General features: G+C 36.7%; 17 protein-coding genes. 12 read left to right on the top strand and 5 right to left on the bottom strand.

Annotation, left to right across the window (positions count from 1 at the left end; all coding sequences use genetic code 11):
- Window positions 1–86 precede the first annotated feature (86 nt).
- Window positions 87–815 carry a tyrosine-protein phosphatase gene (locus ACWYN3_RS02915; protein WP_456219786.1) on the bottom strand — a complete coding sequence of 243 codons (729 nt, stop codon included), beginning with the start codon at window positions 813–815 and terminating at the stop codon, window positions 87–89.
- Window positions 816–1,605: 790 nt separating this feature from the next.
- Here ACWYN3_RS02915 and ACWYN3_RS02910 point away from each other — a divergent pair.
- The 10 genes from ACWYN3_RS02910 to ACWYN3_RS02865 all read left to right on the top strand — a co-directional run bounded on the left by ACWYN3_RS02910 (window position 1,606) and on the right by ACWYN3_RS02865 (window position 8,944).
- Window positions 1,606–2,610 (top strand): hypothetical protein, encoded by a 1,005-nt coding sequence (locus ACWYN3_RS02910; RefSeq protein WP_456219785.1) that lies wholly within the window; start codon window positions 1,606–1,608, stop codon window positions 2,608–2,610.
- A 77-nt stretch (window positions 2,611–2,687) separates the two neighbouring features.
- Entirely contained in the window at window positions 2,688–2,843 is a 156-nt protein-coding gene (locus ACWYN3_RS02905; protein ID WP_456219784.1) for a hypothetical protein, read from the top strand.
- 171 nt (window positions 2,844–3,014) lie between these two features.
- Window positions 3,015–3,557, top strand: coding sequence for an aldehyde dehydrogenase family protein (locus tag ACWYN3_RS02900; protein ID WP_456219783.1), 543 nt, complete (start codon window positions 3,015–3,017; stop codon window positions 3,555–3,557).
- Window positions 3,544–4,014 (top strand): aldehyde dehydrogenase family protein, encoded by a 471-nt coding sequence (locus ACWYN3_RS02895; RefSeq protein ID WP_456219782.1) that lies wholly within the window; start codon window positions 3,544–3,546, stop codon window positions 4,012–4,014. The genes ACWYN3_RS02900 and ACWYN3_RS02895 overlap by 14 nt, the downstream gene beginning before the upstream one ends.
- 40 nt (window positions 4,015–4,054) lie before the next feature.
- Window positions 4,055–4,462: an aldehyde dehydrogenase family protein gene (locus ACWYN3_RS02890; RefSeq protein WP_456219781.1), complete on the top strand. Its 408-nt coding sequence runs from the start codon at window positions 4,055–4,057 to the stop codon at window positions 4,460–4,462.
- A gap of 64 nt (window positions 4,463–4,526) precedes the next feature.
- Window positions 4,527–5,513, top strand: a complete 987-nt coding sequence (locus tag ACWYN3_RS02885; RefSeq protein WP_456219780.1) for a hypothetical protein — start codon at window positions 4,527–4,529, stop codon at window positions 5,511–5,513.
- Window positions 5,447–5,701, top strand: coding sequence for an RsiV family protein (locus tag ACWYN3_RS02880; RefSeq protein WP_456222859.1), 255 nt, complete (start codon window positions 5,447–5,449; stop codon window positions 5,699–5,701). The genes ACWYN3_RS02885 and ACWYN3_RS02880 overlap by 67 nt, the downstream gene beginning before the upstream one ends.
- 44 nt (window positions 5,702–5,745) lie before the next feature.
- Window positions 5,746–6,267, top strand: a complete 522-nt coding sequence (locus ACWYN3_RS02875) for an HD domain-containing protein (RefSeq protein ID WP_456219779.1) — start codon at window positions 5,746–5,748, stop codon at window positions 6,265–6,267.
- A 345-nt stretch (window positions 6,268–6,612) separates the two neighbouring features.
- Window positions 6,613–8,517 carry a serine hydrolase gene (locus ACWYN3_RS02870; protein ID WP_456219778.1) on the top strand — a complete coding sequence of 635 codons (1,905 nt, stop codon included), beginning with the start codon at window positions 6,613–6,615 and terminating at the stop codon, window positions 8,515–8,517.
- Window positions 8,492–8,944, top strand: a complete 453-nt coding sequence (locus ACWYN3_RS02865; protein WP_456219777.1) for a polysaccharide lyase — start codon at window positions 8,492–8,494, stop codon at window positions 8,942–8,944. The genes ACWYN3_RS02870 and ACWYN3_RS02865 overlap by 26 nt, the downstream gene beginning before the upstream one ends.
- Window positions 8,945–9,232: 288 nt before the next feature.
- Here ACWYN3_RS02865 and ACWYN3_RS02860 read toward each other — a convergent pair whose 3' ends face one another.
- The 4 genes from ACWYN3_RS02860 to ACWYN3_RS02845 all read right to left on the bottom strand — a co-directional run bounded on the left by ACWYN3_RS02860 (window position 9,233) and on the right by ACWYN3_RS02845 (window position 11,579).
- Entirely contained in the window at window positions 9,233–9,946 is a 714-nt protein-coding gene (locus ACWYN3_RS02860) for a cation:proton antiporter domain-containing protein (RefSeq protein ID WP_456219776.1), read from the bottom strand.
- Window positions 9,947–10,075: 129 nt separating this feature from the next.
- Window positions 10,076–10,447 carry a cation:proton antiporter domain-containing protein gene (locus ACWYN3_RS02855; protein WP_456219775.1) on the bottom strand — a complete coding sequence of 124 codons (372 nt, stop codon included), beginning with the start codon at window positions 10,445–10,447 and terminating at the stop codon, window positions 10,076–10,078.
- Window positions 10,434–10,853, bottom strand: a complete 420-nt coding sequence (locus ACWYN3_RS02850) for a cation:proton antiporter domain-containing protein (protein WP_456219774.1) — start codon at window positions 10,851–10,853, stop codon at window positions 10,434–10,436. Before ACWYN3_RS02850 ends, ACWYN3_RS02855 begins: the two co-directional genes overlap by 14 nt.
- Window positions 10,854–10,880: 27 nt before the next feature.
- A complete protein-coding gene (locus ACWYN3_RS02845) occupies window positions 10,881–11,579 on the bottom strand; it encodes a DUF2461 domain-containing protein (RefSeq protein ID WP_456219773.1) in 699 nt (232 codons plus the stop codon).
- A gap of 120 nt (window positions 11,580–11,699) precedes the next feature.
- Between ACWYN3_RS02845 and ACWYN3_RS02840 the strand changes: the two genes are divergently transcribed.
- Window positions 11,700–12,500, top strand: coding sequence for a GNAT family N-acetyltransferase (locus ACWYN3_RS02840; protein WP_456219772.1), 801 nt, complete (start codon window positions 11,700–11,702; stop codon window positions 12,498–12,500).
- Window positions 12,386–12,721: a cupin domain-containing protein gene (locus ACWYN3_RS02835; RefSeq protein ID WP_456219771.1), complete on the top strand. Its 336-nt coding sequence runs from the start codon at window positions 12,386–12,388 to the stop codon at window positions 12,719–12,721. The genes ACWYN3_RS02840 and ACWYN3_RS02835 overlap by 115 nt, the downstream gene beginning before the upstream one ends.
- Window positions 12,722–12,763: the final 42 nt, after the last annotated feature.

The following is a 12,763-nucleotide window of genomic DNA, read 5'->3' as shown; positions in this document are numbered from 1 at the left end:
AATCGTTTTATCTTCTTTTTAAATCGGAATTAGCCAAATTAGAACTCTGCATTATTTCGTTATCCATCTCCCCCTCAAGCTATAGCTCAAGAGAATAATTCCTTATTTTTAAAACTATAATTACCCAATTTTTTATATAGAAAACCACTGGTAACCGCTGCCGAAAGCGCACGCAAATGTCTGGTGTGATGCAAATCGGTAGCAGCAAGATCATAAAGTCCATTTTCCAGTAAATACTCAGCAGCAAGTTTAACTTCTTTACCATAATACCCATAAACAGACAATAAATTTAACTGAAACAGAACACCAATTTCCTTATATCTATTAAACCGGTTTAAACTAGCATGATTAAAACTATAGCGCTCCGGATGAGCAAGAATCACCTGATACCCGTGAATTTTCAGATCAAAGATCACTTGTTCAATACCGGGAGTCTCCGAGAGATAAGACATCTCAATCAAAATATACTTTCCTGGCAAACAAAGTAACCCATCAGTAACCTTAAAATTCTCATCAACCATATATTCTGCTGCTGCATCAATTTCAATAGCTAAACCACTCTTTTCCAACCCATTTCTAACCTGGGAAAGCGCAGACATAATCGTATCTGAATTATTCGGATATAACTCCGCAAAAATATGGGGTGTACATAAGAATTTACTAAAGCCCAAATCACTTAATTGCTTAATTAAATTCAAAGACTGCTCCAAATCAGGGGATCCGTCATCAATTCCCGGCAATAAGTGCGAATGTATATCAACACCCAGCCATTCTACATCTTCAATTTGATTTTTTCTCTTAAAAAAGTTAAACATTCTTTATAATATGGTATTTCGTAAAGCAATAAAGTCTAAATCATTCAATAAAATATAAATACGTTATGTTTTTTAACGAAAGTACAAATTTATTAATACATAAAATGATTTAAACATTAAATTATTGTGTTTTTTTTATCACACTTAGTTTTCAGGACAAAAAAAAATAAGATTCAAAAAAGCGGTAAAAACAGAATTTTAAAGGAGAATACGGGAGCAAACAAATCAAAAACAAGAAATTAAAGCATTGCCAACTCACATTTCAAATCAATATAAAACAGTATTTAAAGCACAATAAATCGACATAATAACCAAAAATACATCAAAAAAAAAAAAACACAAAACAAAGTTTCCACGGTCAGTTAATTTAGTGTAACAAACATAAGACACAACTCGACTACAACTTGAAGGAATACCCTTAAAGACATCAAAACACAGTTCAAACTTTTCAAATCATATTAAAACAGGAGCAAACAGATACAATTGATTAAATTATTACCGTAAATATGTTAAATTAAATACTATTATTATCACAAATATCAATACAAAATATATTATAAGTATAAATATAATCTATTTAATTAATCTTATTCCCCTTGAACAACCAATCAAATTTGTTAGATAAAGTACCTGAGCATATGGATAAAAACGATGTTTTAAAACATTTCACCTGTTTTTCGGTTTAAATTCTACACCTAACCTTTTACTAAGCCTTTATATATTGGAATTTAAATATTTATCACAACGGACAGAAGGACATCAATGCAAAAAGCTATCAAACGTATGGAAGGTGGCATTTCTAATTGCTTGTATAAGTATCTGCAACAACTCTTACGGTCAGACAACAGCTCCTGCTGATACTACTTATAAGCAATATGATGTTGCTGATTTAATCCGGAATATGATCCATCCAAACAGAAAACCCAATCCGCTTCGTAAAAAATCAGGTATTACGCCAATGCCTAATGTAGCTTACAACCCTAGTATTGGAGCTCAGATAGGTATTAAGGCAGTAGCCGGTAAAGTATTAGGCAGTGATCCAAACACATTGATGTCAGTGGCCGCAACATCGGCCTCTATTACCACTAAAGGAATTATCTATTTTTACATCAGTCATAATGTTTACACTCCGGGTAATAAGTGGAATTTTCAGGGTAGCCTTGTGGCCGCAAAGACTGTTACTCCCGATTTTGGATTAGGCATCGGTCAGGGTGCAACAGGAAACGAAGGTGATGAAGTTTTGACTAATCCGGACCGCAAAGGTTATGTGCTCCATGCTCAGTTTTATAGCTTTAAGGAAAAAGTATATAAGCAGATTCAGGAGAATCTTTTTGTTGGGGCTGGAGTATCATTTGATATCAGAAGAAAAATAGAGGACAGAAAAACAGAAACTGAACTGACTCCATATAATATCTATAGCGACCGGCACGGATTTGATCGTGATCATTATATGGCGAATGGCCTACTTTTCAATATACAATATACTACCCGTGATAATCAAAACCGCGCATATAAAGGTATTTATGCTGACGCTGGCTTTCGGGTAAATCAGAGCTGGATGGGAAGTTCAAAAAACGCAGTACAATTTACTACTGATTTCAGGAAGTACTGGAGCCTTTCGACCCGGAACCCAGAACATGTAATTGCATTCTGGAACTGGGGGGATCGTACCTGGTTAGCGGCGCGCTCCCCTACCTTGAGTTACCTGGTTCAGGAAAAGATCCTGCCTTCCGTAGTGGAAGAGGATATACTATCGGATATTTCAAAGGTTCAAAATATTTCTATTCTGAAGTAGAATACCGCTTCCCTATAACAAAAAACAAATTTCTAAGTGGCGCTACCTTTTTTAATGTACAAACCACAAATGATGATTTGGGAACAAAATTATTCCAGAAATGGCAGCCAGCAGGTGGTGCAGGTTTACGGGTCTTGTTTAATAAAGCTACGCGTACCAACCTCTGCCTTGATTATGCCTTTGGCAATTATAGGTCAAGAGGATTCTTTTTAGGCTTAAATGAAGCATTTTAAGAAAAACAGGTTAGGATTTTATAACTTTTCCAAAAAGAAGACTAATTTTAACAGTTGAATGTAAAGCTTTATCTTAATATTCACGGTCTGGAAAAACTTCTTATAAAATCCTGCGTTTTACTATAGGAAGCAGAGCAAGCATGCTTACAAGACAAAAAACATTAATTAATAATGGAAGAATACAGACAATTGCTTTTCAGCAAATCTTATATAAATGGAGAATGGGTTTCTGGACAAACTGAGACTTTTGAAGTTCTGAATCCGGCAGATGGCAGCCTTATTGCAGAAGTCAGCAATGGCGATGGTTATACAGTTAGCCAGGCTATTGATGCTGCACACAGCGCCTTTAAGCCATGGAGTAAAAAATCTGCAAAAGAGAGATCAGTGATTATGCAATACTGGTATTCTCTGATTATAGAAAACAGAGAATATCTTGCTAAGATTATGACACTGGAAAGCGGCAAACCAATTCATGAAAGCCGTGGCGAAGTAGATTATGGAGCTGCCTTTATCCAATGGTTCGCAGAAGAAGCGAAAAGGCTGTATGGTGATATCATCCCTGGTTACACAGCTGATCGCAGGATTATGGTTATTAAACAACCAATCGGGGTAGTTGGCGCAATTACTCCATGGAACTTCCCTTTTGGCTATGATCACAAGAAAAGTCTCCCCTGCCCTTGCTGCAGGCTGTACGGTAGTTGTGCGCCCAAGTGAAGAAACTCCGCTCACGGCACTGGCTATAGCTCATCTTGCCGAAAAAGCAGGCTTTCCAAAAGGAGTATTTAACGTTGTTGTTGGGATAGATGCTTCTGCAATGGGCAAAGTTTTATGTGAAAGTCCATTAGTATCAAAGATATCATTTACAGGATCGACAAGGGTCGGCCAGATCTTAAGTACGCAATGTGTATCTACATTAAAAAAACTTAGCCTGGAATTAGGAGGAAATGCTCCTTTCATTGTGTTTGAAGATGCGGATATCGATGCAGCTGTAAAAGGCGCAATAGCTGGTAAATTCAGATTTTCGGGTCAGACCTGTGTCTGCGTAAACCGAATTTTAGTACATGAGAAAATATACGATGTTTTCACTGCCAGATTCGTAAAAGCAGTTTCAAAGCTGAAGCCAGGAAACGGGATGGACGAAGAGGTGAAATATCGGCCCGCTTATCAATAAAAAAGCAATCAGCCGGGTTGAATCTTTGGTTGAGGATGCGGTGAAAAAAGGAGGTAAAATCCTTATTGGCGGAAAAAAAATGGATGATCGCTTTTTCTTGCCAACAGTAATTGGAGATGCAAAGACAGAAATGGATTTTGCAAAAGAAGAGATTTTTGGCCCGGTGGCCCCTATTTTTAAATTTTCGAATGATGAAGAGGCTATACATTTAGCTAATGATACCATTTATGGGCTTGCATCTTATTTTTACACAAATGACTTAAAAAGAAGCTGGAAGATAAGTGAGGCACTGGAATATGGAATTATAGGTATCAATGAGGGATTAATTTCTTCGGAAGTAGCTCCCTTTGGCGGTGTAAAATATTCTGGATCAGGTAGAGAAGGCTCTAAATATGGTATAGAGGATTACATAGAAATAAAATACATCTGCATTGGAAATATTGAATAGTAAATTATTAAAATTTATTATTCATCCGAAATTATTTAATTTCACATGCAATATCAACTATCCTATGAAATTATCATCCTTATATTTATTCAGCCTCCCGATATTAATTGCGGGTTGCCATTCATCAGAAAAAAAAGCATCGTCAGCAGACTCTGCTATAACTGCGGTTGTAACTAGAAAAATAGCCGTTCAGGAGCATATCCCGGAAATTTTTTACAAAAGATTTCAGGGTATAATCGGCGAGCGGAATGTGGTCATTAACTTAAGCAGAACCGGAAAACAATTTACAGGAAATTATGATTACAATGGTGTTCAGGTAAATCTTGTTACCGATAAAATTGTTAGTCAGGACAGCATTATTTTAGTAGAAGACGGTCTTGCAGATCATTATACCGAGGATGCAGTTACAACCGGGGTAAAATTACATTTGAAATGGACTGGAAGTGTTTTTAGCGGGCTAAGGATTTACGGTAAAGAAAAATCCAGCATCCACCTGCAAGAAACTTATCCTGAAGGAAGTTATGCTTTCAAAATTGCTACTTATGCAGACTCAGTCAAAGCATTTCCAAAAAAGAAAGATTCTCCTGTGGCTAATATCAATTATGAATATTTAATGCCATCAGGAAATACACCACAGGAACAATGGCTTGATAAGCAGATGAAAAAAGCATTGGATCTTCAAAAACCCGGCTCTTCGTGGGATGCGGGTATAAAAAATGATGCCAATAGTTATCTTAAAGCCTATAAGGATGAAATCCGGGAAATGGCCAGCCAGGCCGATGAATCAAGCGCTACTTTAAATTATTATAAAACGCAAAACCTTTATATGTACTATAATGGCAATGGTTTTGTAATTATCAAACATTTGTTTGATGGCTATTCTGGTGGTGCACATAATAATTATGCAACTAGTCTGTATTGTTTTGATGTTCAAAGTCAAAAACACTTAACACTTTCTGATGTAGTTAAGATAGATTCAATTTCATTGCAAAAGCTCGTAGAAAAGAATTTCAGAGCTCAATATACAAAGTACAACCTGATTCTTCATTGACCACCATCTTATTTGAAGATCACCTGGCAGCTAACAAAAACTTCTTTTTTGATAAAACCGGCATATCATTTTTATATAACCCTTATGAAGTAGCCAGTTTTGCCCAGGGACAAATTATAGTTTCAGTTCCCTATAAAGACTTGAAGAAGTATCTTAATCCTGCTTTTGTTAAAAGAATGGAATATTAATATCTAATTTAAACCCGCTTGTCTATTCCATTGAGGTAACACCTATGAATTATAAACAACTATTTAATGAAGCGAGAGCCTTTGCTATAAAGTCACATGGTGATCAAAAATATGGTGTCTCGCCCTATGAAATACATTTAGGTAACGTGATCAGTGTGCTGATGAAGTTCAATGTTGATCTCAGTAATGCCTACAACCTGAATTTATTAGTTGCAGCATGGCTCCACGATGTATTAGAAGATACCGAAATTACAAAAACTGAGCTGGAAGAGAAATTCGGCCCGGTTGTTGCAGAAATTGTATACACCCTAAGTGATGACAAAGGAAGTAGCAGAGATGAAAGGAAGGCCAATTTTTATAAAAAAATAGCTAAAAATGAAGATGCTATTATCGTAAAACTTGCCGATAGGATTTCAAATGTTGAATTCAGTATTATCCATGGCAACGATAAAAAATATGAAATGTATAAAATTGAGCAGGTGAAATTAGAAGAAGTCTTAGTCCCTGTACTGAAATCAAAACTGGGGCTTGAACTTTTAGCGTATCTCAGGAAATTATTAAACTAATTATCAATTCGTATTAAATCCAGAAAAGCTACATCACAGTTAATCTTCATAATTTAAAAATTATTTCAATCGTTTGAATCTTCCCTTAATGAGACTTTTTATAGTTTCAGCAAGATTCAAACGATTTTCTTGTTTTTCGTTTTCTTAAATTCATTCTTAGTCTACCTACCCGACTGACTATTAACCAGATATAATTTTAGAACTGAGTCTATGAAAAAAAAAGAATTTTCCATTATATTCTTCAATTTATTGCTAATATGTTTATTTAGCTGCAAAAGAGGGCAAGAAAAGGTCTTAACTCATCAATTTTCCGGGGATAGGATCAAAGAACTCAATAACTACCTCATGCAGGTTAGACAAGCCTATTCCATACCGGGTTTATCAGTTGGAATTGTACATAAAGATTCTGTTTTCAATATTACAATGGGCATTGCTGATAAAGATCATCACCCGATAGATTCTTTAATCCCATTCTCTGCTGGCAGTATATCTGAGCCTATGCTGGCTACAGCAGTTCTAAAAATGCTGGATTCAGGACTAATCAAACTCGATGATCCTGTACAAAAATATTTGCCCTATTTTAAGACAGGTGACAAACCGAATAAAAAGATAACCATAAGACATTTATTATCACATACATCCGGGATACAGCATTACCCGGTTTTGTGGGACACGCCTGATACTTCGGCTAAAGCACTGGAAAATACAACCCGCAGCATTGCCTCTCAACAGCTAAAATTTCCTGTTCCAGGTACCCGTGTGGTCAGATCTCCTTATAACTTCGATATTCTTGCTGACCTGATCACGAAAGTAACCAGAAAACCATTTGAAGAGTATATAGATCAGCAAGTGTTTAAGAAATTAGGAATGAAATCTTCCAGCTTTTCAAAACCACTCCTTTCTGTTCAACCATTCAGTATTAATAACTGGCTGACATTTACATCAAAACCAGATAGTCTTTACCCTTACAACCGCGAAAATGGTGGTAGTAATGGCCTGCACACTACTGCTGCTGATTTATCCAAATGGATAGAAATGCTTTTAAACAAAGGAAAAACAACTACCGGTATTTTTGTTAAAAAAGCCGTCTTCGATGAGTTTTTTACAATCAGATATATGACAGGGCAAAGTCAGGGTATAACGCTCGGCTGGGAATTGATCAGAGATAGTGGCAATGAATTCCTGTTAAAAAAGAGTGAGATCAGCAGTTTCCAGAATCAAGTAGTTCTGATTCCCGAGCAAGAAATCGGCATTACGTTTTTAAGCAACATTTCAGCTCAGCAGGTAAGTTCAGAAATCATTAAAAATATTACGAACTGGCTAAGTGGTTCGGGCTTACCGGCCATGAAAGTCCCTGTGAACCTGGTTATGGGAAATAAATTTCAGGAAACCGGCAATATTGATTCTGCAATAAATCTTTACCGGTTCTTAAAAAAGACAAAAAACACCCACTATGACATGAGTATTATTGCATTAAATTCCTTCGGAAATACATTATTTAATCATATGGGTGATCAGGAAAGTGCACTCAAATTATATAACCTCTGTAAACAGGAATTTCCAAAATCTGCTTCACCTTATCTGAATATAGCAGATATCTATATCAAAAGCAGATCGTATGCCAATGCCCTGATTGCCATTAAAAAATCCAGACCGTTAATGAATAAAGTTCAACTTGACTATGCAATTGGCATGGAACAATATATCAAAGAAAGAACTACTATCAGATCAAGACCCTGGATGATTTTTAATCAAGCTCAACAAAAACCAAAATATAAACCTCTACTTATGAAAACCAACTTACACAAATCAAAATTCCTTCTTGCAGCACTGGGAATTTGTCTTGCAGCCGCAGGATGCAAAAAAGATGTGCAGACTAACTCAATCATTGATGAAGATGCGACAACAACCGCAAGAGCAGTTTATGCAAGCAGAACAGCAAACTTCACCTACAGTGATGGTGCCTACAGCAAAGCTACTGCGGCTGCTGACTTAGGGGATATCCTGGGAAACTGGCAAGCCGGCAATGTTAACATCTCAGGTAATGCAGTTAGCGTAAGAATTCCTGCCAATTCTATTTCTTCTGTACCTGCTGCTGCTGGCAGTGGAAACACCGTCCAGATAGATGTTCCGGATGGCTCTGAATATGAATTAAGCTTCAAAGTACGTTTCGCTTCCAATTTTCAATGGAGCAGAGGCGGAAAAACCGGATTTGGATTTCTGATTGGCGATTGGTTTTACTGGCTGTAACAAAGCAGACAGTGGAACCGGAGGCAGTGCAAGAATTATGTGGTACAACCCTACTAATCAAAAAGATAATAGTGGTACGGACAAACCATATTTCAGACCTTATGTGTATTATAAAGATATGCCTGAGGATTGCGGGAATAACTTCGGAAAACAGAGTAAAGAGCTTGCTAAAAATACCTGGTACACCATTAAAATCAGGGTGAAGAGCAATACAGGATCAAATTTCGACGGGCAAATCTCCTATTCTGTTGACGGAGTCGATTTACTGACCAAAAACGATATCCGATGGACAACTGATACCTCTAAACGTTTGATCAAACTGATTACGTTCCATACTTTCAGAGGTGGAAGTCAGGACTACTGGGCTTCATCATCCGATGGCCTGATCTATTATGATGACCTGACCTGGAACAGGTTAGCTAGCTAAAATAAAGGGCTGTAAAGTTGAGTACAGCCCTTTATAATTATTTTTTTCAGCTGCCCAGAATCGCATTACCAAACATAGTTTTAAACTCATAGACTTCAATAGACCGGCATGATGTCCAATCAGGAAATAAACATTTCTGGCTTTCTTTTTTTTTTTTAGCCAGATTTGACCTTGGATTCTTATCAAAAGTATACGTGGACTCGCCGCATTAGATAAACGTTTTACCATTATGTCATGTTAAATAGGTTAAAGCTTATGTTAATGCTAGTAAACTGCAGTCTGATAAACCTAGAACAGATTACCTTTTCTACTCAGTTCTTCCAGGTCCAGTCGATTTTCTTCTTCTCTGATAATATCATCATCGTAATTTCTATCATTTTTCAGCAGATGCAATTCATGGCGCTGAACGTGAATTAAATCAAGCATAATCTCACGATAAACTTTCAATTCCTGTTTATCAATTTTACCTGTTCTAAAAGCTTCCAGATTATTTCTTTTACCTGTTAATGAGTTTTCCAGTTCGGCTTTAAAACTCGCCATCAGTTCATTGTGTATGCATTGAAATTGATAATTTTCTTGTATTCTTACCAGTGATTTATCAATCAACCTCAGCTTAATTTGCGCACTTTGTTCCTGTTCTGGTATTTTATAAGTGTTCTCTGGTATTTTCAATAATTTGATCACATAAGGCAATGAAAGTCCCTGGATAACCAAAGTGACCAAAATGACTACAAAAGTGATAAACAGAATTAGATTTCGTAACGGAAAAGCCGTCTGACTGTTTAACATCAAAGGAATAGACAAAGCTGCTGCCAGCGATACCACACCACGCATACCAGCCCAGACAATGACAATTGAAGAATGCCAGGTCATTCCCTGATAACGAATCCTTGTTTTTTTATTCACCAGGCGGGTAAGTCTGCTTGTAGAAAACAACCACAGGAATCTAACTGCTAAAGTCAGGATACTGATCCCAATCCCATAATATATCGCTGTTTTCAATGGATATTCTGATCCTAAGCCCGCAACAATATCCGGTAAGGCAAGGCCAAATTAAGATAAAAACTACCCCATTCATCATAAATGTGATTGCTGACCAGACTGAGTTGACTTTGACTCTGGAATTTGGAGTCAGAATGATATGAGACTGACTACATAAAAAAACAAACCGCCGGAAACAACTGCCATTACCCCCGAAACCTTAAAATGTTCGGCAACGATATACATGAAATAAGGAGTAAGCAGCGTTAAAACTGTATCAATATTCTCATTGGTAGGCAGCCATCTGTGAATTGCATAAAACACCCCTCCTATAGCAAGACCTATCAAAATCCCAAAACCTGCGACGACAACAAAATTTAAGGCGGCTTCCTGAAACACAAAAGTCCCGGAGACAACTGCCACAAGGGCAAATTTAAAGACGATTAAACTGGAAGCATCATTGACCAGACTTTCTCCTTCCAATAGCGAATTAATAGTTTTGGGAATCTTAATTCCTTTCAAAACCGAGGAGGCAGCAATTGCATCCGGCGGAGAAATAATTCCGCCCAATAAGAAGCAAGAGAGCTAAAGTAAAACCTGGTATAAAGGCAACTGAGGCATAAGCAACAGCTACAGAAGTAATCAGGACCAAACCCACTGCCATTAAAAATATGGCACCTTTATATTCCCTGAAATCTTTCCAGGAGGTCGTCCATGCCGCTTCATATAACAAAGGTGGTAGAAAAAGTAAAAATATAATATCAGGATCGACGGTAAGGTGTGGAATTCCAGGAGTAAACCCTATAATTAAACCTGCAAGAACCAAAAATATAGGATAGGAGATTTTTAGTTTTTGCCCAACCATTACAAGAATGGTAACTCCTAAAAGTAAAACGAGTATTAAAATAAGGTTATCATGAAGCATCATCTCATAAATTGGTAGAACCGAATATAATTATTCTTCTTCAAGTCCGTTAATGTCAGTAGTCAATACTTCACTCATATAATCAAAAAACGGACGCATATTTTTAAAAGTCCTGCCTGCTTCAGCTAAAAAATTTTCACTTAAAACTTCTGCGTCCGAAAACTTCCTGACCAGCAAGAACTGTTTAAAGCGTAAAAGATCAATAGCCTCATTGCTGGCATCAAAACCTTTAGGTGTGGTTTTCAACTGCTCACCTTTTAATGTGCCAAATGTTGAAATAAATGATGCGCTGTTTAATATTTTCCTCAACGGCTTTGCATCAAAAGATATATCTTCTCTGATACGCTTCAGATCTTCTGTAGATGGCCCGAAAAATCCACCAGCAATATAACTATTGCCCTTTTCAAGATGAAAATGATAGCCACCTCTGCGATGTTTGGCTGCCCGCCTGAAACTGCCACTCCAATGTATTTTATAAGGAGTTTTATCTTTTGAGAAGCGAGTGTCTCTATAAATCCGGTATAAACTCTTCTTTCCTGAAGGAGTTTCAATGACATCATTAGTATTTAGATCCAGTAACAAAGCATCAGCAAAAGCTTCTATATGCGCTTGTTCTTTTTCAAATGCTTCTTTATTGGTATTGAACCAATTCCTGTCATTATTTTTCTTTAACAGGTCTAAAAAATCAAAATTAGAAGGCTGTAGTTGTTTTGAATTAGAATTTGTCATATAGTATTGTGATCATTTGATAATGAATAAATATCAGTCGTAAACAAATATAATACCTGTAATCATAGTATTTTAATATCAGGACGATCAATCTGATATTTTTTTTCTAGGTTTGTCTGCATGGATCATATCTTAGATAACCCTGCATGGAACGCATTAATTAGTGGAAACATTAAATTTTCGAACGACCATGAGTCTGTTAAATATTTTGACGAAGAGATCTCACCTTTTATAGGATTAAAGGAATATTCACAGAAGAATTTCGGCAAACTCTATAAGCTCATTCCACACGATAGTCCTGTAGGATTTGTCACCCCTGTAGAAATAGAGGTTCCGGATGCCTGGAAAGTACTAGGTAAGATCAGTGCATTTCAAATGGTTTACGATCAATCTGTGACACCTGTTGAAATGGAACATATTTCTTTAACTACAGAACATGTTCCGCAAATGCTCGAATTAACTAAACTGACCAACCCAGGGCCATTTGCGCAAAGAACAATTGAGTTCGGAAATTACCAGGGTATTTTTGACGATGGTAAACTTGTAGCCATGGCCGGACAACGCTTAAATCCATCACCTTATGCCGAAATCAGTGCTGTTTGTACCCATCCGGATTATCTGGGCAAAGGATATGCAAGACAATTATTGATGAGTCAGGTTCAAAGGATCAAAGCTGCATCTGGTATTCCATTTTTACATGTACGTAATGATAATGAACGTGCCATTAAAGTTTATGAGAATTCAGGCTTTTCAACGAGGAAAGAAATGTATTTTTATTTCATCAAAAAAAAAAATAAAGTAATCAAATGGAGAATCCTATTTTTAATCGTTTTGCCGATATCGAAACCAAAGAGTTATCACCAGGCTATTTATCCAAGATCATACATACTGACAGTAATACAATCAACTTTCTTGAGGTAAAGGCAGGAAGCCCGTCAGCGATACATCAGCATATCAATCATCAGTGTTTATTCGTCATTGAAGGTCAGTTTAAGCTCACTGTAGATGGTGTTTCAAAAGTACTGGACACAGGTACATTTGCACTTATTCCACCAAATGTTCCGCATGGCGGGACTGCAATTACGGATTGTAAACTGATAGATATATTCGACCCTGTACGCGAAGATTTTAAGTTATTGTAACCTGATTTTGGTTACAATAACTTAAAATCTTAATTTAGCCCA

The organism is Pedobacter sp. NJ-S-72 (assembly GCF_053890575.1).
This window is presented reverse-complemented; position numbering and strand designations above follow the sequence as displayed.